Annotated in this window: 23 protein-coding genes and 1 pseudogene; 8 read left to right on the top strand and 16 right to left on the bottom strand. The window is 41.7% G+C overall.

Features of this window, described 5'->3' with window-relative positions:
• Window positions 1-343: 343 nt before the first annotated feature.
• Complete coding sequence (locus tag AC0VX7_RS12100) at window positions 344-901, bottom strand: YdhK family protein (RefSeq protein WP_475424410.1); 558 nt, start codon at window positions 899-901, stop codon at window positions 344-346.
• Between the two features lie 168 nt (window positions 902-1069).
• Between AC0VX7_RS12100 and AC0VX7_RS12095 the strand changes: the two genes are divergently transcribed.
• Both AC0VX7_RS12095 and AC0VX7_RS12090 read left to right on the top strand, forming a co-directional pair.
• Window positions 1070-3010 (top strand): alkaline phosphatase family protein, encoded by a 1941-nt coding sequence (locus AC0VX7_RS12095; RefSeq protein WP_475424409.1) that lies wholly within the window; start codon window positions 1070-1072, stop codon window positions 3008-3010.
• Between the two features lie 110 nt (window positions 3011-3120).
• Window positions 3121-3300, top strand: a complete 180-nt coding sequence (locus tag AC0VX7_RS12090; RefSeq protein ID WP_475424408.1) for an H-type small acid-soluble spore protein — start codon at window positions 3121-3123, stop codon at window positions 3298-3300.
• 510 nt (window positions 3301-3810) lie between these two features.
• On the opposite strand, the gene AC0VX7_RS12085 is transcribed toward AC0VX7_RS12090, so the two are convergent.
• Window positions 3811-4518, bottom strand: a complete 708-nt coding sequence (locus AC0VX7_RS12085) for a DUF4230 domain-containing protein (protein WP_475424407.1) — start codon at window positions 4516-4518, stop codon at window positions 3811-3813.
• A 218-nt stretch (window positions 4519-4736) separates the two neighbouring features.
• Between AC0VX7_RS12085 and AC0VX7_RS12080 the strand changes: the two genes are divergently transcribed.
• A complete protein-coding gene (locus tag AC0VX7_RS12080) occupies window positions 4737-5522 on the top strand; it encodes an SDR family oxidoreductase (protein WP_475428143.1) in 786 nt (261 codons plus the stop codon).
• A 119-nt stretch (window positions 5523-5641) separates the two neighbouring features.
• On the opposite strand, the gene AC0VX7_RS12075 is transcribed toward AC0VX7_RS12080, so the two are convergent.
• The 4 genes from AC0VX7_RS12075 to AC0VX7_RS12060 form a co-directional block, all read right to left on the bottom strand.
• Window positions 5642-6580: a GNAT family N-acetyltransferase gene (locus AC0VX7_RS12075; protein ID WP_475424406.1), complete on the bottom strand. Its 939-nt coding sequence runs from the start codon at window positions 6578-6580 to the stop codon at window positions 5642-5644.
• 20 nt (window positions 6581-6600) lie between these two features.
• Window positions 6601-7128 carry a GNAT family N-acetyltransferase gene (locus AC0VX7_RS12070; RefSeq protein WP_475424405.1) on the bottom strand — a complete coding sequence of 176 codons (528 nt, stop codon included), beginning with the start codon at window positions 7126-7128 and terminating at the stop codon, window positions 6601-6603.
• A 5-nt stretch (window positions 7129-7133) separates the two neighbouring features.
• A complete protein-coding gene (locus tag AC0VX7_RS12065) occupies window positions 7134-7688 on the bottom strand; it encodes a GNAT family N-acetyltransferase (RefSeq protein ID WP_475424404.1) in 555 nt (184 codons plus the stop codon).
• A 131-nt stretch (window positions 7689-7819) separates the two neighbouring features.
• Complete coding sequence (locus AC0VX7_RS12060; protein ID WP_475428047.1) at window positions 7820-9253, bottom strand: glycoside hydrolase family 1 protein; 1434 nt, start codon at window positions 9251-9253, stop codon at window positions 7820-7822.
• An 841-nt stretch (window positions 9254-10094) separates the two neighbouring features.
• Between AC0VX7_RS12060 and AC0VX7_RS12055 the strand changes: the two genes are divergently transcribed.
• Window positions 10095-10277, top strand: coding sequence for a hypothetical protein (locus AC0VX7_RS12055; protein ID WP_475428046.1), 183 nt, complete (start codon window positions 10095-10097; stop codon window positions 10275-10277).
• A gap of 39 nt (window positions 10278-10316) precedes the next feature.
• Here the strand turns inward: AC0VX7_RS12055 and AC0VX7_RS12050 are convergent, their stop codons facing one another.
• The 7 genes from AC0VX7_RS12050 to AC0VX7_RS12020 all read right to left on the bottom strand — a co-directional run bounded on the left by AC0VX7_RS12050 (window position 10317) and on the right by AC0VX7_RS12020 (window position 16418).
• On the bottom strand, window positions 10317-11492 hold the full coding sequence (locus AC0VX7_RS12050; protein WP_475428142.1) for a M20 family metallopeptidase: 1176 nt from the start codon (window positions 11490-11492) through the stop codon (window positions 10317-10319).
• On the bottom strand, window positions 11492-12727 hold the full coding sequence (locus AC0VX7_RS12045; RefSeq protein ID WP_475428045.1) for an allantoate amidohydrolase: 1236 nt from the start codon (window positions 12725-12727) through the stop codon (window positions 11492-11494). The genes AC0VX7_RS12050 and AC0VX7_RS12045 overlap by 1 nt, the downstream gene beginning before the upstream one ends.
• An 11-nt stretch (window positions 12728-12738) precedes the next feature.
• Window positions 12739-13929, bottom strand: coding sequence for a hypothetical protein (locus AC0VX7_RS12040; RefSeq protein ID WP_475428141.1), 1191 nt, complete (start codon window positions 13927-13929; stop codon window positions 12739-12741).
• A 213-nt stretch (window positions 13930-14142) separates the two neighbouring features.
• Complete coding sequence (locus AC0VX7_RS12035; protein ID WP_215029821.1) at window positions 14143-14361, bottom strand: hypothetical protein; 219 nt, start codon at window positions 14359-14361, stop codon at window positions 14143-14145.
• A gap of 353 nt (window positions 14362-14714) precedes the next feature.
• Window positions 14715-15089, bottom strand: a complete 375-nt coding sequence (locus AC0VX7_RS12030; RefSeq protein ID WP_475428044.1) for a VOC family protein — start codon at window positions 15087-15089, stop codon at window positions 14715-14717.
• Between the two features lie 17 nt (window positions 15090-15106).
• Window positions 15107-15763: a DUF4240 domain-containing protein gene (locus AC0VX7_RS12025; protein ID WP_475428043.1), complete on the bottom strand. Its 657-nt coding sequence runs from the start codon at window positions 15761-15763 to the stop codon at window positions 15107-15109.
• Window positions 15764-15782: 19 nt separating this feature from the next.
• Entirely contained in the window at window positions 15783-16418 is a 636-nt protein-coding gene (locus AC0VX7_RS12020; RefSeq protein ID WP_475428042.1) for an HD domain-containing protein, read from the bottom strand.
• A 139-nt stretch (window positions 16419-16557) separates the two neighbouring features.
• Between AC0VX7_RS12020 and AC0VX7_RS12015 the strand changes: the two are divergent.
• The 4 genes and pseudogenes from AC0VX7_RS12015 (at window position 16558) to AC0VX7_RS12000 (ending at window position 21346) form a co-directional block, all read left to right on the top strand.
• Window positions 16558-17865: pseudogene (locus AC0VX7_RS12015) on the top strand (alkaline phosphatase family protein).
• 339 nt (window positions 17866-18204) lie between these two features.
• Window positions 18205-19476 carry an MFS transporter gene (locus tag AC0VX7_RS12010; RefSeq protein ID WP_475428041.1) on the top strand — a complete coding sequence of 424 codons (1272 nt, stop codon included), beginning with the start codon at window positions 18205-18207 and terminating at the stop codon, window positions 19474-19476.
• 57 nt (window positions 19477-19533) lie between these two features.
• Window positions 19534-21000, top strand: coding sequence for a M20 family peptidase (locus AC0VX7_RS12005; protein ID WP_475428040.1), 1467 nt, complete (start codon window positions 19534-19536; stop codon window positions 20998-21000).
• A gap of 118 nt (window positions 21001-21118) precedes the next feature.
• Window positions 21119-21346 (top strand): hypothetical protein, encoded by a 228-nt coding sequence (locus AC0VX7_RS12000; RefSeq protein ID WP_475428039.1) that lies wholly within the window; start codon window positions 21119-21121, stop codon window positions 21344-21346.
• A 15-nt stretch (window positions 21347-21361) separates the two neighbouring features.
• Here the strand turns inward: AC0VX7_RS12000 and AC0VX7_RS11995 are convergent, their stop codons facing one another.
• From AC0VX7_RS11995 to AC0VX7_RS11985, 3 genes are all read right to left on the bottom strand, one after another.
• Window positions 21362-21715 carry a hypothetical protein gene (locus AC0VX7_RS11995; protein WP_475428038.1) on the bottom strand — a complete coding sequence of 118 codons (354 nt, stop codon included), beginning with the start codon at window positions 21713-21715 and terminating at the stop codon, window positions 21362-21364.
• Between the two features lie 89 nt (window positions 21716-21804).
• Entirely contained in the window at window positions 21805-22254 is a 450-nt protein-coding gene (locus AC0VX7_RS11990; RefSeq protein WP_475428037.1) for a hypothetical protein, read from the bottom strand.
• On the bottom strand, window positions 22251-22631 hold the full coding sequence (locus tag AC0VX7_RS11985; protein ID WP_475428036.1) for a hypothetical protein: 381 nt from the start codon (window positions 22629-22631) through the stop codon (window positions 22251-22253). Before AC0VX7_RS11985 ends, AC0VX7_RS11990 begins: the two co-directional genes overlap by 4 nt.
• Window positions 22632-22838: the final 207 nt, after the last annotated feature.

The raw sequence follows: 22838 nt of genomic DNA, 5'->3' as shown, positions 1-22838 counted from the left end.
CATTATAACATGAACAATAGTTTGAAATATAAAGATTATTTACTAAAGTGGCAATCCTCCTAACAGTTCACGGTTCGGTCATTTGGCATAAATAGAAAAAGACCGCACAGCAGCCACCTTATGACTCCTGTGCGGTCGGTAGGACATTTATTTTGAATAGCTAGTTTTAATCGAGGATGTTTTTTTGTTATTCAACATTTTCTTCACAATCGGATATAGAACTGGTCCCCATTTAAGCGCCGTTCTGATTAATTTTTTCATGTGTCATCCCTCCTCATGTCTTAGTACTTATATACCCAGACTATACGAGGGACAATCCTGCATGATTTTGGCAATCTCGATATTATTTAGCGGGAGAAAGTTCGTCTTCGGTTACCCACTGATGGTTCGTCACTTTTTCAGAGCCATCTGTTGGCATGAAGTCGACCATGTAGACTGTCATTTCTTCAGCTGAGTCAATAACCGCTTTTGCTCCTTTCATTCCTTCCATATGATCGGTATTGATCGTGGCTTCATCCCCTGGCTTTAATGGTTCGTCACCGACATCAAGCAGTTCTTCATGGATGACCCACTTATGCTGCTCAACGCGATCCCCCCCATTTGTCGGGTCATAGGATAAGGAATAGACAACAGTATCAAATGCACCAACAATCGTTGCTTCCGCCCCATCCATTCCTGGCATGTGGTCGTCCGTGATGATTGCCTTGCCGCCAACTTTGTATGCTGGTTCCGTTGCCTCATGTAAACCTTCAGGTAATTCTCCTGATCCAGAATGCTCCATATTTGCATGGCTGTTGTGATCATTAGTGCTTGATTTTTCTTCTTCACCAGAGCAAGCTGTTAAAAATAGTGCCGTGGTTATTGATAACAATACCATTACTAATTTACTGTTTAGTTTCATACTAATGATTCCCCCTTATTTTATAAAAGATTTATATCATAAATTTATGCAGATTTTATCGAGCACACTTCCCATTTTTGCCTGGCGGTTGTATAACTAATTTTCAAAAAGTTTTAATCCCCTTAAAAATAGGTAAATCCCTGTATAACATCGATGTAGGGAGATTTTATGACAACTAGATTTTTAAAAGTAATTATTCTATTATTTATCACTTTTTCATCCATCAACGTGACTCTGGCAGAAGCAGCAAGCGACCGCCAGGTAATTCTTATTTCTTTTGACGGCATGCGCAATGATCTCACCCGGAGTTATGTAAAAGACGGCAAACTGCCTAATATAAAGAATGTTATCGAAAAAGGAACGATCGCCAATTATGCCAAGACGGTAAGCCCGTCCCTTACTGCTCCATCACACGCAGCTATCGCGACCGGCGCAACTCCACTTAAAACGTCAATCGTCAGCAATGCCTGGCAGCAGAAAGATGCAGCACTGACAAACCAGAAAAATGCCTTTTTAAGTGAATTTGAGGTAGACCCACTCTGGGTCGCAGCCAGGAAGCAAGGAAAAACTACAGCAACGGTTGCTTTTGCCGGGGCGAATCCTGCGACTGGCGAGCAGGCGGATTATACGATTTACTATGGAGATACTCTGTCCCCCAGTAAACAGGAAAAGCTCAAATTTACTGAAGCATCCGGGTGGAACAACACTCCGACAAGCTTTAGTCCATTGATGGAAACCTCCTTCAAGATTAAGGTCGAGGATAGTAAAAACAAAGAAATCCATGTGCTTGCGTACGATTCAAGCAACGATGAAACAAAGAATTACGATAAATTTATCGTCTCTGAGAATAAGACAATGGATTCAAATTCACTAAGCCAAAAAGATTGGGGATCAGTAAGCCTTCAGGTAAAAGAAAACAAAACAGCGGGTTTCTGGTTCAAGTTCACTTCAACTGACCCAGCATTGGGTAAGGAAGCTGTATTGTACCGTTCAGCAGTGACGTCAGGTTTAATTGATGGGCCAGAAGGATTTCCTGAACGAATTAGGGACCAATTTGGTTTTTTCCCGCCTCAGGATGATGACATCGCCCTTGAGAAAGGATGGATTTCCAGGAAGGAATATGAGGAAATTTCGGAGAGGTTCGTAAATTGGGTAACAGATGTATCCCTTTTTATCAAAAATGAGTACAAGCCGGATTTGCTGATGTTTTATGCGCCGCAAATTGACCATCAGGAGCATAAGTACTTGCTGACAGACCCAAGGCAGCCTGATTATTCACCTGAAAAATCGGAAAAGTACATGGATTATATACAATGGTCCTATAAAGTTGCAGACAAGGTTGTCGGCAAAACGGTAAAATCACTCGACGAAAACGATCATCTCTTTATCGTTTCTGACCATGGAATGGAGCCGGCACATTCTGCCTTAGAGCCCAATAAGGTTCTAAAAGACAATGGCCTTCTAGTTTTGGATTCCGATGGTAAGATTGATTATAAGAAATCAAAAGCGATTGCAATTCCAAGCGGTTCGGCCGCACATGTATACATCAACCTGAAATCGAGAGAAAAGCATGGAATCGTTCCAGAGGAAGATTATGAACAAGTCAGGTATGACATTATCCAGGCCTTCAAAGGGATTAAGGTGAACAGGAATGAAAACGGTCCTGTCATCAGGCATCAACTGAAAGAAATATGGAACAGCACCGAGAACTTTTCATTTACCGGTGTAAAAGAAAATACAAAAGATTTATTTGGTTATCTCGTTAACGCCGATGTCCACCCCTACCAGTATATTATCAAGATATCCCAAAACAAAAAATCGAAGGAGCAAAATGCCGGAGATATTTTATTGATGGCTGCTCCTGGTTATATAATGGGCCAGGGTGAATCCCATATTGTAAAACCAACATCTGAGTTAGGTACCCATGGCGGGAATCCGAATCGCGAGCAACTGAGAGCCGTATTCATGGCAATGGGACCTGACATCCCCCGTGGAAAACAGATAGAGCCGATCTCCAATCTCGATATAGCACCAACCATTTATGAATTACTTGGGCTGCAAATTCCCAATTATGTAGAGGGTAAAACAATAAAAAATCTTACTAAATAATTTTAAAAAGCGAATCAAGATTACCTTGGTTCTCTTTTTTGATTCCCCCACAACAACCTCCATACATACCTGAAGCTATCTAAGGATATTTTAAGTAGGAGGTGATTGATATGGATTTACAACGTGTAAAAGAAATATTATCCGCGGAAAATGAAATATCTGTACATTATCACGGAGTCCCGATCTGGATTGAAAGCATCGATCTTACTTCTAGCATGGCGGTCATTTCACCAAGAGGAACACATGAAGAAAGACAGCTTGTATCTATCGACGGCTTGGATGAAAACTAGGCTCTCGATATTGAGAGCCTTTAACTTTATAAGAACAAATAGAGCTAGCGACTGTAAAGGCTAAGCACTGGAGCTAGATTTATTTTATATTTACTTATAAATAAAAAATCCAGGCATTCGCCTGGATTCATTTAGAAAGCCCAATCACCAAGAGGTGTCATCTTACGGTTCTGCTTGCAGCTCTCGCATACATGGAGCCTAACGGGTTGAAAAAGCTTCTCTTCCTTATTCTCTGAAACATCCTTCCGTCCACAAACTTCGCAAATTCTCATCCATTTCACCTCATTTTAATCTATTGTCAAATGGCTAAGTTCTGTAGCGGCATGCTAACCTGTCCAACACTTGGGTTTATTAATAATATTTACAAGTTGGGTGAAAATATTTAAGGAGAACAAAATATATTTAAAAAGGAGAATCTCTAACATAGATTATTCAATTGATATAATTTTATTATCAAATTACTGTACTCAAGAATTGCAATTTAAAACCAACTCGGTTTACATAATATTATTATCTGTTTATAATGACCTCGTATCCCAAATGCCCAAAAAATTCCTTCAACACTGTTTCTGCATTTTTATCAGCTTTTTGTAAAATACCTGCATCGATTGCTTCCTGCTTAATTTGTCCCTGGGCTATTGCGGCCAAATCGAATCCTTGATCCCATCGTACTTTTCCACGGAAAAGGCCTTCATCAGAAAATGTCCTCACCTCGTCCATCTTAACTGACGGCTCTTGAATGAATTGTGCCTGAGGCAGTACAAACTCTACTACTTTTTTCTCCTCATCCACCTTCATGTCTTTTTTATCGATTGCTTGCAAATCAACACCTGCTATCACAGTTGCCGGAACGATCAATAATAATTCACGTTTTGTCCCGGGTATATCAAAGTTAATTTTCTCGCCGAAAAATTCGTTATCTTCCTGCTCAAGGATGACCTTCACATGTGCTTCTGCTGTGGCCAAGGTTGCCAATCCGTGTACTTGTTCAATGAATACAGTCGACTCAGCCTTGCCTGTACTCCCCGTAAAATACCAGAAACCAGCACCTATGCCCGAAGCTATGAAAAGTGTAATGATTAGAATCCTGCTAACAGTACTAAGCTTTGATGACCTCGGCGGATGTGCAGCCAGGGAAGTCGAGCTTTCCTCTTTTCCCGCCTTTAATTCTGTTAATAGTTCATCAAGCTTAGAAATGACTTTTTCCTGCTTGTCCATTTATCTAACCCCCTGTATCACTAAAAAAATACAAATTACCCTTTTAATCGACAAATCCGGATGATGAAAAATCCTCCCATAATAAGGAGGCTTCATATTTATTACGAACTTGTATGGAAAAAGTTTCATAGAACGACAGTTTGCTAGTAACCGCTGTTTTATTTTTTAAAAAATGGGGCATAGTTAAAAATATTCGGATCACCAAGAAGGAGGCAGCTATTTTGAGTCAATTAGATGGTAAAGTCGCTTTTATAACAGGTGCCAGCTCCGGTATCGGAAGAGCCGCAGCTATAAAACTGGCCCAGGAGGGTGCAAAGGTTGCCTTAATCGATGTGAAGGAAGAAAACGCCAAGGTTGTTGAGGAGTCAATTGTAGAGTCTGGCGGGAGCGCGCTCATCGTCGATTGTGATATCGCAAACCCAGAAGAAATGGAACGAAGCTATCAAAAGGTTGTTGATACCTGGGGAAAAGTCGATATCGTATTTGCCAACGCTGGCATCAATGGTGTAATGGCCCCAATTGAAGACCTAACCCCTGAGGACTGGGACGAAACCATCAACACGAACCTCAAAGGTACATTTCTTACCGTAAAATATGCCATTCCCCATATGAAGAAGCATGGCGGCAGCATTATCATCACGAGCTCAATAAACGGAAACAGGATTTATAAGAATTTCGGGATGTCTGCCTACAGTACTTCCAAAATCGGTCAAACAGGCTTTGGTAAAATGGCAGCCCTGGAACTTGCGCAATATAAAATAAGGGTTAATATCATCTGCCCGGGTGCAATTGAAACCAACATAGGAAAAAACACCTTCCCGCAAGAGGATGACCTAGAAAAAATCAAAATCCCAGTTGAATATCCAGAGGGCAATCAACCACTCGAAGAACGCGCCGGGAAGCCAGAACAAGTAGCAGACCTCGTGTTCTTTCTCGCTTCCGATCTGTCATCGCATATTACCGGCACAGAAGTCTATATAGATGGAGCGGAATCGCTTTTATAAATAAACATGCTCAGGCATTTTGCCTGAGCATTTGATAGGGAACTCTGTGAAGATTTTGGGTGGTTCTATATACTAAGTCATGCACTAATCGGTATCAAGTAAGACCAACTTCATAGAATTCATTCAGCAATGCGCTTTGTTAAACCGTAAATTCCAGGCTTTTCTTCATAGCCTAACTTTCTATTAACATAAAGCATTGGGATATTTTTGGAATTGTTGTGGGTTCGAATATATTTCACTTTATGTTGCAAAGCATAATCGATGGCTTTTACTTTTACCGCCTGGGCAAGCCCTTTACCACGAAATCTCTGATCTACTCCAGTCATCGAATTATAGTAGACATCCTCAGTCTCCTTTACGACCATAGACATAGCAATCCATTGATCGCCATCAACCGCTAAAATAAAGCCCTTCTTATCAAAATCTTTCAACAAGGCTATCATTCTATCATTATTTGGACGAGGCTTTCCTTTCATGCCTGGAACATCAGTAACAAGCTCCCACCAGAAATCCCAAAACCGATTTTGAGTCTCTTTATCGTTTGGGTAATCATCTAAACTAGTAAAATGAATTCCGGATGATTCTAGCTCTTTAAAAATAGAACTGTATTGTTCCTTGTTAAACAGAGAAATATCTAGCTGAGATTCGAATACATGACTGGTTATGGCAAACCCTTTCTTTTTAGCCCAATTCAGGTCTCCCTCCTTTGTATCCTGGATTTGAGTTTGGAGAACTTTGGACTTGTTCTGTTGGGCAATATCCTCGATTTCAGTAAATATCCAGCCCCCGATCCCCTGATTATGCCATTCAGGATCCACCTTGATAAAAATTTCAGCGTATCCCGGCTCTAATATAGGATCCCATGGTCCAGTAACATACATACCGTACCCAATTAATCTGCCATTCGGAGTAACCACTCCCAAAATTTTTAGAATGGTTTCGTTAGCAGCCTTTTTTTCAAGCATTTTAATGGTATCTATGTTAGGTAACCCGGAACCTGTTTCAAGTACAATTTCAGAGAAGATTTTTGAGGTTAGGCGGGTGATTTTCAGATCCATTCAACTAACAACTCCTTTTATTACCTACACTCAATCAACCAGCAATCACGATATTCTCCTTCGTGGAGTTCGTGTTTTGGCAGTAATTTCACTTTATTGAATCCACACTTTTCGTAGCATTTTATTGCTCGTTCATTCCGAACTTGCGGATCCATTATTACTTTGTCGGCTTTCATTTGGGTAAAAAGAAACTCTGTCATGGATGAAACCAGTAAAGTTCCAATGCCTTTATTCCAATAGTTAGCTTCACCGATAAACTGGTCGGTTCCGAAAATTCTTCCGCTCTCATATCCATACTCTTTTTTAGTGACCTCATCCAATTCATAATATTGAATATAGCCTATTGACTTGTTTTCATACTCAATAATGCATTTAACTTCATCGTCATCTGAAGAGTAAAAAACCCTTTCGACTTTTTCTACATCGAAGGAATGATCCCTGCCTTCATAGTATTCAAGAACCTCCGGAGTAGAAAGCCATTTTGCTAATAGGTGTTTATCTTGTTCTTTTAACCTGCGAACCATTAAACTGCCGTTTTGAAATAGCATGCCAATTACCTGTTTTTATTCTGGGCCCATTCTTCAGCTAAAATCCCATAAACAACATGGTCCACATAGTGATCATACAGCCATTCAGCTTGCCGGATCCTGCCTTCTTTTACAAAGCCTAATCTTTCAGGAATTCCTCTGCTCTTCTTATTTTCCTCTGCAGCCCTGATTTCAACTTTGTTCAATTTCAAGTGGTTAAAAGCGTAATCAGTCAATGCCCTGGCAACCTTGGTCATGATCCCTTTTCCCTGGTATTCATGCCCGAGCCAATAACCGATATATGCCGTTTTGTTTGACCAGTTAATACTGTTGAAGCCTGCTGTTCCGACTATTTCTCCCTCATATAAAATAACAGTTGTCATGCTTTTATTTTCAGCGTAACCTTTCATTGTGCCTTTTAGGAATTCTCTAGTATCTTCAACATCCGTTGTAAAATCCAGCCAAGGGAGCCATTCTTTCAAATATTCCCGTGCCCTTTCAGTTAGTTTGAATAGTCTTTCTGCATCAGACACCTCTGTTAGTTTTAATGATAATTTTTCATCTATTTTATATAGAAACATAGATTTTCCTCCTGTATGTTCAGTGTATAACGAGATATTATTCGACAAATGATTCGTTTTTCCTTTTATTGCTAAGGATTTCTTCTATAAAAAAGAGCTACCAACTGAGCTGGCAGCCCTTTATAAGTCTTTTATAACTTTTCACCGTTGGAGTCAATCACATCTTTATACCAGAAGAATGACTTTTTTTTCTTCCGTTCTAACGTTCCGCTTCCATCATCATGCTTGTCCACATAGATATAGCCGTATCTTTTTGAAAGCTCTCCTGTTGACATGCTGACCATATCGATGCATCCCCAGCTGGTGTATCCTATCAAGTCGACTCCATCTTCTATCGCTTCACCCATTGCTTTTATATGCTCGCGCAAATAGTCCATTCGATAGTCATCATTTATACTTCCGTCTTCTTCGAGTTGATCATAGGCACCCAAGCCGTTTTCCACAACAAAAAGAGGAATTTGATAGCGATCATATAGTTTGTTCAGGCTGATGCGCAACCCAACCGGGTCGATTTCCCATCCCCAGTCACTTACGTCCAGGAATGGATTCCGCACTCCACCGATGATATTTCCTTCTGAAGCATCGTCATCCGCCTTCTCTTTTTTCTCAGTGCGTGACATATAGTAGCTGAAACCGACGTAATCCACGGTTCCTTCCTTCAATAACTCAAGGTCACCTTCTTCAATCTCTAATTGAATATTGTGCTTATAAAAGTATCGATTCATGAAGGAAGGATACTCTCCCCGCACTTGCACATCACCGCAAAAATAATTGAAAATCTGCTCTTCTTTTAGTGCGTGCAGGACATTCTCCGGATTGCTGTCAAATGGATAAACAGGTGCGAAAAGAATCATGCAGCCGATTTGCGATTCTGGAATGATTTCATGGCAAGCCTTCACTGCCCTTGCGCTTGCGACTAATTGATGATGGTACGCCTGGAAGGTTGGCTGAAATCGATCCTCTTCTTTTTCAATTGAAAAACCAAGCCCGTTGATCGGCATCACCAGAGCACTATTGATTTCATTGAAGGTCATCCAGTACTTAACTTTGTCTTTGTAACGATTTAAAATAGTTCTGGCATACCTTTCAAAGAAAGTAACCACTTTTCGGTTACGCCAGCCGCCGTATTCTTTTACCAGATGAAGTGGCATTTCATAGTGGGAAATGGTCACAACAGGCTCAATCCCATACTTATGTAGTTCATCCACTACTCGATCGTAAAAAGCCAGCCCCTCCTCATTCGGCTCCAGCTCATCGCCATTTGGGAAAATCCGTGTCCAGGCAATTGACATCCTGAATGCCTTGAAACCCATTTCAGCGAACAATGCAATGTCCTCTTTGTATCTATGGTAAAAATCGATCGCCTCGTGATTCGGGTAGTATTGATCTGGTTTGATTTCAAAGTCGAAACCAGGTTTCGTTAATATATCGTATCTGGCTTTTCCTCCAGGCAGAACATCCGCGACATTCAGGCCTTTGTTACCTTCTTTATATCCACCTTCAATCTGGTTAGCAGCCGTAGCACCGCCCCATAAAAAGCCTTGTGGGAATTTATATGTTTTCATGGTTAATACCTCCATATTAAATTTAGGAAACAGGTTATTAGCTTCCCCTTTAGCATATCTAGACCGAACGAGTTGGCGTGATTTTGACAGCTTTTCTCCTGGTGGTCCTGAACCTGTCACGATTCTAGGCTTTTCTTGACAGCTTTTCGCTTTATGGCGCTGAACCTGTCACAATTCCATCCTTTTATTGACAGCTTTTCGCTTTGCGTCGGTGAACCTGTCACAATTCCGGCTTTTTCTTGACAGCTTTTCGCTTTATGGCGGTGAACCTGTCACGATTCCGTCCTTTTCTTGACAGCTTTTCGCTTTATGGCGCTGAACCTGTCACAATTCCGGCTTTTTCCTGACAGCTTTTCGCTTTTTGGCCCTGAACCTGTCACGATTCCGTCCTTTTCTTGACAGCTTTTCGCTTTGTGTCGGTGAACCTGTCACAATTCCGGCTTTTTCTTGACAGCTTTTCGCCTGGTGGCCCCGAACCTGTCACGATTCCAGCCTTTTCTTGACAGCTTTTCGCTTTGTGTCGGTGAACCTGTCACAATTCCGGCTTTTTCTTGACAGCTTTTCGCTTTATGGCGGTGAACCTGTCACGATTCCGTCCTTTTCTTGACAGCTTTTCAATACCAAGCCTTAAGCTGTCTAAATCCATTTCTCATTACACACTTCCTTAATTCCTCACTACAAATTCTTCCCCGCTCAACAATTAATCAACCCTACTAAAATTCCTTCTATTAATTAGTTCTAAACCTAGTATCCCTTCAATATCTTAGTGATAGGAAAGCCAATACTATAGAAAAAGGTGATTGAAGTGTTTGTTGTCCATTTTTATGAGCAGAAAAATGAAATGCTGAATCAATTGCTTAAGCGTGTGCCCGAGGTTGGGGAGGATCTGAAAATCAAGGGTCGTAAAGCTAAGGTTTCGAGTGTGACGGAAGTCGATGAGAAAACGTATCATGTACAAGTTGCCTTGGAAGCGAAAGCGAAACCTGGCGTAGCGGCCGACCCTGCCAAAAAGAAGAAAAGGTAATAAAAAATGGAGAACCACGCGGGGGTTCTCCATTTCCTTTTATTTGTTCAAAAAAGCCCAGGCATATTGTGCATAAAGACTTGCTCCTGTTACCAGAGCGTCTTCATCAATATTGAATTTGCCATGGTGGTGAGCCCATTCTGTATCTTTTTCAGGGTTGCCACTGCCTACAAGTGCAAAACTGCCTGGGACCTCGTCAAGATAGAAACTGAAGTCTTCCCCTCCCATCGTCGGCTTTTCATGATAGATGACATCCTCACCGAATGACTCAGATGCGACCTGCTGAACAAGCAACGCACTTTCCTCGTCATTGATGACTGCCTGTGTCCCACGTGTGTATTCTACTTTTGCTGTTGCGCCATATAAAGCCGCTACACTTTCGGCATAATGCGTAAGCTGGGCTTCAATGTGGTCACGTGTTGCGGGATCGAAACAGCGTACTGTTCCTTCGATCACTGCATTTTCGGCAATGACATTGAAGCGTGTGCCGACCACCATTTTACCGACTGTGAGAACCGCGCCATGCTGAGGGTCAATCGTTCTCGACACCACAGATTGGACGTTCATTACAAAAGAAGATGCAACGACCGCGGTGTCGATACAATCCTGCGGAATTGCTCCATGTCCGCCTTTTCCTTTAAAAGTGACCTTGAACAAATCCGCTGATGCAAAGGATGGCCCGGGAGTGCAGCTCACCTTATGGGTCGGCATTTGCGACCAAATGTGAATGCCAAAAACGTTATCGACGCCTTCGACTGCACCCTGTTTCACCAGAGCTTTGGCCCCTTCTGCTACTTCTTCGGCAGGCTGGAACAATAAACGGACATTTCCTGGCAGCTCATCCTTGATTTCATTCAACGCCTTTGCCGCGACCATTAGCATTGCAGTGTGCGCATCATGGCCGCATGCATGCATTTTTCCATCTTCGTTCGAAGCGTAAGGAAGGTCCTTGTTTAGTTCCTCGACAGAAAGTGCATCCATATCTCCTCTCAAGGCGACGGTCTTGCCTGGCTTGCCACCCTTGATTTCAGCAATGACACCTGTTGGTTCGGTCCTTTTATATGAAACTCCTAACTGATCCAGATATTCGCAAACGAAATCTGTGGTTCTATATTCTTCCCATGAAACTTCCGGCTCGCTGTGAAGCTTCCTGCGCAACTCTGTTAATTCGTCTTTGTATTCCTTAATAGCTTCTTTTAATCTTTCGTTTATCATCATTCCGCCTCCGTTAAGCTTTTGGCTGTTTCGTAAAAAATTTCTACCGCTCTAGCAATGTCTCGTGAATCTGACCATTCTTCCGGACAATGGCTAAGTCCATTTTTGCTTGGAATGAACAGCATTCCTACATCTGTATAGTCGGATAAAACCATTGCATCATGCCCTGCACCGCTATTGATAGAACAAAACGGAATTTCCAACTCTTCGCTTTTCTCTTTTAAAAGAGAGCGGATGCCTGGATTCAGCTCTTTCGGCTGGATGTATAAAAGCAGCTCTACTGCTGTTTGAATTCCATTTTTACTATAAGAATGAACTAAAGCCTTTGTTTTATCGATGACACTCAGGACGTTTTCTTCCTTTCCGGAACGAATATCAACTGAAAAGACCACCTCATCCGGGATGACATTGGCGCCGTTCGGGTAAACATTCAAACGACCCGTGGTGATAACTGTTCCTGCTCCTTCTTCTTCAGCAAGTTCTGGCAAACGACCGATAATATTAGCTGCAGCAACCAGTGCGTCGGCCCGGCGATCCATCGGGGTGGTTCCTGCGTGCCCTGCCTGTCCTTTAACGGTTACTTCAAGCTGAGTCAGTCCAACGATCGCTTCAACCACACCAATAGGAATCTTTTTTTCTTCTAAAATAGGACCTTGTTCAATATGTAACTCGAGGAAAGCCTTTATCGTTTTCGGATCTCTTTTTTTCGGAAGCGTCGGGTCAAGTCCAACTTCGGTCATTGCTTCGACTGTGGAAACGCCGTTTGAATCTCTCAGGTTATGAAAATCCTCCTCACCCAGTAAGCCGACCATCCCGCGGGATCCCATTAGTCCCCCGCCAAACCTTGCTCCTTCTTCTTCAACCAATGCAACAACTTCGAGAGGATACTTTGGCGTTAGGTTATTTTTAGCAAAAAGCCCTGCCACTTCTAGTGCGGCGACAACGCCTGCTGGACCATCATAGGAACCGCCGTGAGGAACGGAGTCAAAATGCGACCCGACCATCACGCTCGGTGCGTCCTTCAGAGTTCCCTCCAATTTGCCAAAAATATTACCGAATCCATCTTCTCTAACCTCGAGTCCATACTCTCTCATTTTTCCTTTGATATAATTGCGAGTCTTTAAATCCTCCTGGCTATATGTCAGTCTTGTCGTTCCTTTACCAGGAGTCGCAGTGTATTCACTGATTTGATGAATATGCTGTTCAATTCGTTCCTTCAACTCTACCAATCTCATCCCCTCTTTTCTTACAAGAATCCAACGAAGATACCAGCAAGTACGACCGATACGATCGTGACGGTTACAAAGCCGCCCACAAGCATTGGTGGAAGCATATGGCTGGTCAAGGCTTCTCTTTCTTTTTCATCCTCAGTCAATGAGTTGATGACTTCATTGGTGATAATATAATCTGCCGGGAAGCCATAAAGTGCTGTTAATGATACAGCAAAGGCCATTTCTTTGCTCACCTTTAAAATCTTGCCGACAATAAATGAGAAAATGTACATTCCTGTGATTCCAAGGACAATTGCACCAAGCAGCGGAACAATGATTTCAAGGAGCATACCTGGTGTAGCCTGCTTCAATCCATCGAAAATGAATAACATCAAGACGAGGATCGCGATCCCAAATCCATTGGCCTTCTGCAGGGCCTGTTTTTCAAGGAAACCAACGCTAGTGGCGATGACACCGAATAATAGGGCAAGTACAAATGGACTTACTGAGACGAACGGTGCCAATAGTGTTGAAGTTAAATAAGCCAGATATGCGACCAGTGAGAGCCTGAAAAACTTAAAGAATTCGGTATTATATTTTTGGGGCATGTTTTTAAAAAGCTTCAATTCAACAGGTGGCGCGGCGGTTTCAACTGTTGCAGCCACTTCATTAGCTGCAAGGCTGCCCTCGCGATATTGCTTTAGAAGTCTCTTGCCTTCTTTTTTCAGAACGAGAGAGGTTAATGGGTAACCCGCAAAACCCTGCATGACATAAATAACAATCGCGAATACCGACAGTGTGGCAAGGCCTGCTTCCTTTGCTCCTTCAGACATGATCAAGGCGGAAACGACTCCACCAACTAAAGGTGGTACAGCAACAACCATTGTCTGGAATCCAAAGATTAGAGTTCCGACACTCAAAAGTACTGTGATAATTCCTAAAATACCTGATAACGCAATCACGATCGTTTTCCATTGATTTTTCAATTCCTGAATTGAAAGCAATGTTCCCATATTTGTGATTAACAAATACATCATCATCACAGCCACTGTCGATGGTACACCAGCAAGTGCTACGATTTCTTTCGGGAAGAACGTCCAATATCCAATCAGGAACAAAACAGCTGAGACGAACATGGACGGAATCCATGCCTTCGTCCTAACAGCAACTAAATCACCGACTAGTAAAATGAATACAACAATTACCAAAGCTAACATCTGTGACATCATGAATCCCCCCATTTTCTTCTTTACTTAAACGCTTCGCTTTGCGAAAGAAAAAAAGTATTAGGACGATAATAATATAGATATAATATTCAGTCAATTATAAATTTTTATAATTTTAAAAAGAAAGCGTTTCCTTAGCCTTTTTGGTTCTTATTACCTAGTAAATAAAAAAGCGAACCACTTAAAAGCGGCTCGCCAGTTGAATTTATATTTTTAGTCAGGATTTTTTGTTTTCAGGGAAACAGCCAGTGGCTTTTTATCCAAACAGTATTCCAATAAAACAATTTTGCCTTCAAGTTCAAGGTGCTTAGCCAGGGCGATCACTTCTTCCCCTTCTTCAGTTGAGGACACAGACGAAATTCTTAAGTTCCCATCACTATTCTGAATTTGATTAAATAGCTCTTCTTTTGATATTTTCACTTTCGTCTTCATCTTTATCACCCCTTCTTAGGAATTATCTTTCTTTACCCAGGGATGATACAGGTAAATCAAGGAAATAAAAACCATTTATGGGTAAATGAAGTTTACTCCCAGGTTATTGGTTAACTATAATTCTAGTTTCGGCAGTTTCAGGGCACCAATCAGGCTTATTGATTACCTATAATCCTAGTTTCGGCGGTTTTAGGGCACCAATGATACTTATTGGTTACCTATAATTTTAATTTCGAGCTTTTTAGGGCAACAATGACCCTTATTGGTTCTAGTTAGGGTCCTTTTAGGGCTCCAATACCGCCTATTGGTTTCCATAAAAGTAAATTTCACCGTTATAGGGGCACCAATACCGCTTAACAGTTACAAATCATCAAGACATTTCCGTCTGGATCCTTGAAGTTGAAGTAGGCAAAATCGCCAATTCGCTCAATTTCTTTGGTGATTGTAATTTCATTCGACTTCACAAAGCTATAGGCTTCATCAACATCATCTACTAGAATATTAAACAGAACATGGTCTGAAGGCTTCAAATTAAAACCTGGGTCAAAGGTGTGATCGTCCAGGGTTAATCCTGTTTCAGATGTAACCGGGATGTTATGGACTGGTGACTCTATCTTTTCGGCATCAAATGGTATCCCCAGCAGGTTATAGTACCATTCTGCAGATTTTTTCAAATTGCTCACGTGGATAAATACATTGTTTACTTTATTGTAAAGTGGTGATTTCATTTTTTCCCTCCTGGTTGTTAATACTCTAATGGATTGTCTCCATACCTTTCCCATAAGGCAGGGAACTTCTTTTTCAATCCTTCTTCATCATCTTCAAGCCAGTCAAGTTCAATCTCAGGTGGCATCGTTTCGTCTCCTGTAAGTTGTACATATAAATCATAGTAATCGTCGTAGTCTAAGCCTGTCTGGAAAAGCAGCCAGGCCCTGAAATAATCAAAAGAATCATCCGTGGCTCCTCCCATAATGATATAGGCCGCAGCCCAAAGGTCGGAATTGTATGACTTCTGATAATTCTGATTGAAAAAGTAATCGAACATCACAATATCCTTGACTGGCTTCCTTGTTAAATTGTTTACCAGCCATTCGATCTGTTCCTCGGGGTCTTCTCCTTTTTGCTTTGCAGTCTTAAGCATCTCCCAAAATACGATTTCGGTCATCGAGCTTTCCTTCATCACCTGGTCGACAGGATTAGCCGGAGTGTAACCTTTCTTCAACTTAGATTTGATCAGTTTATCGGCATCCTTTTGACAGGCTTCTTCAGAATCAAAACTTTTCACTTTTACCGCGCCTACAGTTCCGATTTTTCCATACGTAATACTATAACTCTGTCCCGCCACGCTGATTTTCCAAAATTTATTTGAAGATCCATCTTTATAAATGAGCGTTGTCTCCATCCTTCACACTCCTGTTGTCTTATTGCCGATTAGGATGTTTCCTATCCAGGATGTCATCTTTGTCCAATCCAGCATCTTCGGTTAACGAAAAATCCGATTCGTTGTACTTGATTTCTCCTTTTTCAAACAAACGATCTAATTCTATTTCTAGCTCTGCCAAAAGAGGAAATTTCGTGGCATGCCCGAGACTCTCCACAACATTCCTGTAGTACCACTCCTGCTGCACTTTTCCGCGTCTGAACCTGCTCCAAACTTCCTCGCCTGATTGTTCGGCGTCCTTCCGAATTGACCTGATATTATGCAGTTTATCAGCACAAGCTACCACGCGGATTTCTTCTGATGCAGTCTTCAAAAACTCGATTGTGTGCTCCTTTCGTTCTTCCCAGGAAAGAGACTTGTCTGGCTCTGAGCAGCCTTCGACGATCATGGCAATTTCCTTTCCAAACTCCCGCTCGATATCTTCCATTGTTAAGTCGGTATCTTCAACCGTGTCGTGCAGAATCCCAGCTGCAATCATTTCGTCGCTGTATCCCGCTTTTTGTAAAATCATCCCTACTGCCACGGGGTGGGCAATATACGGGATTTTTGTATTTTTACGATATTGTCCTTCATGTGCCATTGAAGCAATTTGCAATGCTTTCTCAATTAAACCCATTCAATCTGCCTCCAGTTTTTCAGATACTTAATTACTTCTTTAATGGAACAGGAAATCCTTCCTTACGAAAATGGCAAACCTGATTATTTTTCCCAAAATATTCTGCTATATTTAGTATATAAACCTTTTGGAGGCTGACATGGAAAAACTGACAGACCACTTAATCGTCATTTCCTTTGACTGTCTTTCTGAGCATGATGTTCCATTGCTCAGGGAGCTGCCAAATTTTAAGGCTTTTATAGAAAATAGTTCTTTCTGTACACAGGTGGAAACGATCTATCCTTCTGTTACATACCCTTGCCATGCGACAATCGTGACCGGCAATTTCCCTAATCGGCACGGTATTGTCAACAATACCTTTATCCAACCTGGCAAAATTTCACCAGACTGGTACTGGCACCGTCAACATGTTAAAGGGACAACCCTCTACGATGAGGCTAAAAAGGCGGGCATGAAAACTGCCGCATTATTATGGCCAGTCACGGCAAAAGCTGCTATCGATTACAACATGCCTGAAATTTTTGCAAATCGCCCCTGGCATCACCAGATTCCTGTTTCTCTTTCCAATGGGAGTCCTCGATACCAGCTTGAAATGAACTCGAAATTCGGACATATCAGAAACGGATTGAGCCAGCCTGAGCTTGATGACTTCGTTCTTGAATCAACAGTGGAAACCATCAAAACGAGGAAGCCTGAATTAATGCTGATCCATTTTGTCGATCTCGACTCCTAGCGCCATATGCACGGTTTTTCATCAGAAGAAGCACAGGCTGCGCTTCACCGCCATGATAAGAGACTTGGAAGAATCATGGATGCACTCAAAGAGGCTGGAATTGCTGAGAATACAACTGTTGCCATTCTTGGTGACCACAGTGCACTTGATGAGTCTAAAGTAATTAAATTGAACGTATTATTTAAAGAACGAGGACTTATCCAAACCAATGCATCAGGTAAAGTGACCGACTGGCAAGCCTATTGCAAGAGTTGTGACGGCTCAGCCTATATCTATGTAAAAGACCCAAACGATGATGCAGCGAAAAATCTAGTTACAGATATATTAGCTGATCTTTTACAGGATGAAAGCAATGGCATTGAAGCAGCCATCACTGGTGCAGAAGCAAACGCAAAAGGAGCTGATGGAACAGCCTTCAGGATGCTGGAAGCTGCCAGAGGATATTACTTTAGCGAGTCAATAGACGGTGACTACATTGAAGAAGTAACCGAAGAGGATGCCAGAACAAAAAAGTACACTTTTGCCTGCCATGGATACTCCCCTGAAAAAGAAGGTTATCACACTGTTTTCTTCGCAGCTGGAAAAGGCATCCGCCCAGGAATCTCCATCAAGTCGATGCACCTTGTAGATGAAGGCCCAACCTTTGCTCGCCTTCTTGGTCTTGACCTTGGCGAAACAGATGGCTCTATCCTCGAAGGGATTTTGGATATTTAGCACTAGGAAAGAAGGTCTTTCGTGCACTTGAAGCGAATTATAATACCAGTTGGAAGAGATATTTTAGCGGTTAAGACAGTTTTACACCCTTGGGATAGCCTTATTTTAGGGTGAGAGAAGCTTTATTACCGGTTGGGACAATTTTATTTCCGGTTGCAGCAATTTTATTACCGGCTGGCACGCTTTTATTTCCGGTTGCAACAATTTTATTACCGGTTGAGGCGCTTTTATCTCCGGTTGCAACAATTTTAATAATAGCGGTTGGGATACTTTTATAAACGTAGAGTAGTTATGGTGCAACTTAATAGACAAAAATACGATCTTATTGGGGGCAAAAGGATGAAAGGTTTTACGAAGGAAGAGAGCAGCTGGATTCGTTATGACTGGGCCAGCTCGGCTTATTCGATTATCATTTCGACGGCTGTGTTCCCGCTATTTTATAAGGCTTCTGCTACTGAGGCTGGTGTGAGTCTGTCAAATTCGACCGCCTATTTGGGTTATACGATTGCCATCGCCACCTTCATTTTGGCATTGATCGGACCAATTCTAGGAACCATTGCAGATTATCAAGGTATGAAGAAGCGCTTCTTCACCATTTTCTTTACATTAGGAATCACCTTTACAGCTGGTCTTGCCTTCGTGCCGAGCGGAAACTGGCTCATGCTGCTTGTCGTCTACACCCTTGCCGTGCTCGGATCGACAGGTTCCAATGTTTTCTATGATGCCTTTATCGTTGATGTAACGACAGATAAACGGATGGACAGAGTATCATCACGCGGTTACGGGATGGGTTACATCGGGAGTACGATTCCATTCATTATCAGTATCGCAATCATTATTTTAGCCCAGACAAAGATCCTGCCAATTTCTATGACCTTGGCCAGTCAGACAGCTTTTATCATTACCGCCATCTGGTGGGGACTTTTCTCCATCCCTATGTTTAAAAATGTGCACCAAAAACATTACATCGAGCGCGAACCGCAACTGGTGCTGCAAAGCTTTAGACGTTTAGGAAAAACCTTTAAGGAAATCCGGAAATACAGGGCATTATTTTTATTCTTATTAGCTTATTTCTTTTACATTGACGGTGTTGGAACGATCATTACGATGTCTACAGCTTACGGAACCGATTTAGGAATCAGCTCTACTAACCTATTAATCATCCTTTTGGCTACCCAGATTGTTGCCTGGCCTTTCGCAATCTTATTCGGAAAATTATCCGAGCGTTTTACCGGTAAAAAAATGCTTTATGTCGGAATTACCGTTTATATCTTTGTTTGTATTTACGCTTACTTCCTGGAAACAACGACTGACTTCTGGATCCTGGCAATGCTTGTTGCTACATCACAGGGCGGTATTCAGGCATTAAGCCGATCTTATTTTGCAAAATTGGTACCGAAAGCGAATGCGAATGAATTTTTTGGTTTCTATAACATCTTCGGAAAGTTCGCTTCCATCATGGGCCCGTTAATGGTTGGACTGACAGCACAGCTTACTGGCAATTCGAGTATGGGAGTTTTCAGCCTCGTCATCCTATTCGTTATTGGAATGGTCATTCTCGCTTTTGTTCCAGAACCAGAACAACAGCCTCAAGCGCCTGAAATTGTTTAATTATTAGCCTCTGGGAAACCGGGGGCTTTTTTTAAAAAGGAGGTCTTCTAATAATCTATGAAAAAACTAAAGTACTCCCTAATCATAATCGGCAGCTTGCTCCTAGTTTTCATCATTGTCACCCTGTTCAATGCCCTCACCTTGGAATCCCGCCAGCCCTCACCCGAACACTTTAACGGTACAATCAAGGAAGACCATGCGATCAATACTCTATCAAAAGCGATTCAATTCAAGACTATTTCCTACCAGGACCGCAACAAAATGGACCTAACTGAATTCGACCGTTTCATTTCTTTTTTAAAAGAGAGCTTTCCTATCGTGCATGAAGAGCTTGAGCTTGAAAAAGTGAATGGCCATGCGCTCATATATAAATGGAATGGAACAGATTCAACGAAGCTTCCTATTGGTTTGACTGGCCATTACGATGTCGTTCCTGTCCTTGAAGGCACGGAGGAAAACTGGGAGCATGACCCTTTCAGCGGGACTATTGCAGACGGAAAGATTTGGGGACGCGGTACACTGGATGACAAAATCGGTGTAGTTGGAATACTTGAAGCTGCAGAACACCTGCTCAAAGAAGGTTATCAGCCTGCCCACGATATCTATCTAATGTTCGGACATGATGAAGAAATCGGCGGTGATGAAGGTGCTGCCTCTATTGTGAGTACTCTTAAAGAAAGAGGCATTAAGTTTGACTTCGTTTTAGATGAAGGCGGGGCCATCGTGGAGAACATGATTCCAGGTGTCGATCAACCTGTGGGCGTTGTCGGTGTTTCTGAAAAAGGGTCTGCGACTGCAGAGCTGTCTATCGAAGGAAGCGGCGGCCATTCATCGCAGCCAAAAGACCGGACGAACATCGGCAGAATTGCCAGCGCGATTGCCAAGCTAGAAGAAACCCAGTTCCCCGCCGACCTGAAGGGACCTGGTGAGGATCTATTTGAGTTTGTCGCTCCTGAAATGAGCTTTGCCATGAAATATGTCTTTGCCAACAAGTTAATTTTCGAACCGGTTATCGAAAGAATCCTGCTTCAGCAGCCTGCATCATCTGCGCTGATCAGGACAACGATCGCACCAACGATTTTCCATGCCGGCGAGCAGTATAACGCCCTTCCAGAAAAAGCTTCGGCAATCATCAATCTGCGCCTCATGCCAGGTGATTCGTTGGAAGAAGTGAAGGATTATATCGAAAAAACGATTGATGACGAGGATATCAAAGTGACAATAGTGGGTTCAGAAGCCTCAGGTGTTTCTGCCGTTGACAGCTGGCATTTCAGAACAATCCATCAAAGTGCGATAAACATCTATGATGAAGCAGTCATCGCACCTTATCTAATGTTCGCCGGGTCTGATGCAAAGCATTACGACAGTATCGCCGAAAACACCTACCGGTTCCTCCCTGTCCAGTTGACATCAGAAGACCTGAACCGGATGCATGGTACAAATGAGAATATCAGTATTGATAACTATTTGAACGCGATTAGTTTTTATATGGAAGTTATTAGAGAAGCGGATAAGGAAAAATAGAGTGGATTTAATATAGCTCGCCAAATTTCTATTGTTATTAAAATGGTTTTCTGTTTGACGCCCTTTTCGGACAATTAAAAAGCTCAGGACTTCCTGAGCTTTTAACGAGGTGCAATTTATGAAATTATATTGGCTGTCAATCTTCTTTTTATTCATCATCTGGTTTACTGTATCGACAATCACTTTATCAGAACCGACGTGGTGGTCAATTTTTTCGGCAAATCGCTCAACCCATTCACCATTAATTGAGCATGTTTCAATAATCAAAGTAACCTTTGTATTACTCGTTTTAATCGGCATATGGTCTATGTTAAAAAATCGGCACTCAAAGCAAACCAACAGCTAGTTAAGTATTTGAATATCACTTACCGATATTTGCTTTAAGATACTCCACCAATTCATCATAATCATAAGTTTTTAATACGATCCCGTTATTATCCAGAACTACATATGCAGGTTCTTTTTTAATCCCGGCAGTCGAGAAGGACTGCTGAGCTACTTCCAGCGACTTTGGGTGATAAATTGTATGAATTTTTGATTCATCAATGCCTTCCTTTGCGAGCTTGCTTCCATCAACTTCTTCATCACCAACGATGTACAAGCCATATGTACCTTCTTTATCCGATATTAACCCTTTCAATTGTTGTTCTTCTTCACTGCAGCCTGATAAAAAAGCGATTAGTATAATTGCCATAACCAGTAGTTTCTTTATCATCACTACGTACCTCCTGAAGATTAGTGGTTACTACAATTACGTATGAGAATTATAAAGGGTTTCAAATAAAGGGATAATCAACCACTTTTTTACACTTTTTCTCCCTTTCTCTCTAAAAACTCCTCCAGCCATTCATAATCCACCGGGCCATTGGTAATTTCAAATTGGTACATATCGAATAACAAAACTTCTCTTTCGATTAAGGAAGGCATCGTGACTCTGTTGTCACTATATTCCAATTGGAATTGGAATTGTTCATCTGGATATTCAGAAACAAAATCGCGGTCTCCGATTTTTTTTACTTTATATTGACTTAGAAAACTAATCAGCTCCTGAATTGACTGCTTATCAGTTAATTGCCGATTATAAGCTGCCTTTTCATTCATTTTCGGAAGCTGATTGTAATAGATTTTTTCAATTTTACCTGTATCTAGTAAATCTGCTAAATTCTTTTCACGATAATCGACCCATCTGGTAACACCAAATATAAGTAAAATTAAAATAACGATGGTTAATATATAGAAGTTTTTCTTGTTCAAACCCTCTCTCCTTCCTTATACGATAAAACTCTGCCTAAAACGAAGCCATAGATCCAGTGACCCGCCATCCAAAATAAAAAGGCATATGCACTTGTGATGGGCGGCGTCCGTTCTGATAAAAGCGTTGTTGGGTAAAGCAACAAACCTACGATTAAGCTAATTCTAATAACAAAGCGGTGTAATGCTTCTTTTCCTACTCCCTTTCTGCTGATGTAATAGTTCACAACTATGCCGAGCCCTATTGAGATCACCAAATGCAAACCAAACTCAACAGCTTCAGATAACTTTAAATTCTTAAGAATCGGTATGTAATCAACATTCAGCAATAAAGTATACACTTTAAGGCTTGTTACAGATTGGATGAGTTTTAAAAACAAACCAAGGACCATCCCTGATATCAGCCCTCCGACTAGTGGTTTTAATTTTGCATTGATAGGACTTCTTCCTCCTCTAACTAGATTTATTCGTTACCTATTCGGGAGAAATAGCAAATATTCCTGTAGGAAATAGAAAAAAGCAAGTCATCTAGACCTGCTTCCTTCAGTGATACAACGACTTTACTTTTAGTTAATTAATAAAAGGAG

This window comes from Mesobacillus sp. QJM3NY_10 (genome assembly GCF_056173465.1).
Note: the sequence above shows the minus strand (reverse complement) of the source record. Positions and strands in the feature narration are given on the sequence as shown.

Coding starts and splice junctions, on each gene's coding strand:
- AC0VX7_RS12100 (WP_475424410.1), bottom strand. CDS start 901: ATGAAACTAAACAGTAAATTAGTAATGGTATTGTTATCAATAACCACG.
- AC0VX7_RS12095 (WP_475424409.1), top strand. CDS start 1,070: ATGACAACTAGATTTTTAAAAGTAATTATTCTATTATTTATCACTTTT.
- AC0VX7_RS12090 (WP_475424408.1), top strand. CDS start 3,121: ATGGATTTACAACGTGTAAAAGAAATATTATCCGCGGAAAATGAAATA.
- AC0VX7_RS12085 (WP_475424407.1), bottom strand. CDS start 4,518: ATGGACAAGCAGGAAAAAGTCATTTCTAAGCTTGATGAACTATTAACA.
- AC0VX7_RS12075 (WP_475424406.1), bottom strand. CDS start 6,580: ATGGATCTGAAAATCACCCGCCTAACCTCAAAAATCTTCTCTGAAATT.
- AC0VX7_RS12070 (WP_475424405.1), bottom strand. CDS start 7,128: ATGCTATTTCAAAACGGCAGTTTAATGGTTCGCAGGTTAAAAGAACAA.
- AC0VX7_RS12065 (WP_475424404.1), bottom strand. CDS start 7,688: ATGTTTCTATATAAAATAGATGAAAAATTATCATTAAAACTAACAGAG.
- AC0VX7_RS12060 (WP_475428047.1), bottom strand. CDS start 9,253: ATGAAAACATATAAATTCCCACAAGGCTTTTTATGGGGCGGTGCTACG.
- AC0VX7_RS12055 (WP_475428046.1), top strand. CDS start 10,095: ATGCTGAATCAATTGCTTAAGCGTGTGCCCGAGGTTGGGGAGGATCTG.
- AC0VX7_RS12050 (WP_475428142.1), bottom strand. CDS start 11,492: ATGATAAACGAAAGATTAAAAGAAGCTATTAAGGAATACAAAGACGAA.
- AC0VX7_RS12045 (WP_475428045.1), bottom strand. CDS start 12,727: ATGAGATTGGTAGAGTTGAAGGAACGAATTGAACAGCATATTCATCAA.
- AC0VX7_RS12040 (WP_475428141.1), bottom strand. CDS start 13,929: ATGTCACAGATGTTAGCTTTGGTAATTGTTGTATTCATTTTACTAGTC.
- AC0VX7_RS12035 (WP_215029821.1), bottom strand. CDS start 14,361: ATGAAGACGAAAGTGAAAATATCAAAAGAAGAGCTATTTAATCAAATT.
- AC0VX7_RS12030 (WP_475428044.1), bottom strand. CDS start 15,089: ATGAAATCACCACTTTACAATAAAGTAAACAATGTATTTATCCACGTG.
- AC0VX7_RS12025 (WP_475428043.1), bottom strand. CDS start 15,763: ATGGAGACAACGCTCATTTATAAAGATGGATCTTCAAATAAATTTTGG.
- AC0VX7_RS12020 (WP_475428042.1), bottom strand. CDS start 16,418: ATGGGTTTAATTGAGAAAGCATTGCAAATTGCTTCAATGGCACATGAA.
- AC0VX7_RS12010 (WP_475428041.1), top strand. CDS start 18,205: ATGAAAGGTTTTACGAAGGAAGAGAGCAGCTGGATTCGTTATGACTGG.
- AC0VX7_RS12005 (WP_475428040.1), top strand. CDS start 19,534: ATGAAAAAACTAAAGTACTCCCTAATCATAATCGGCAGCTTGCTCCTA.
- AC0VX7_RS12000 (WP_475428039.1), top strand. CDS start 21,119: ATGAAATTATATTGGCTGTCAATCTTCTTTTTATTCATCATCTGGTTT.
- AC0VX7_RS11995 (WP_475428038.1), bottom strand. CDS start 21,715: ATGATAAAGAAACTACTGGTTATGGCAATTATACTAATCGCTTTTTTA.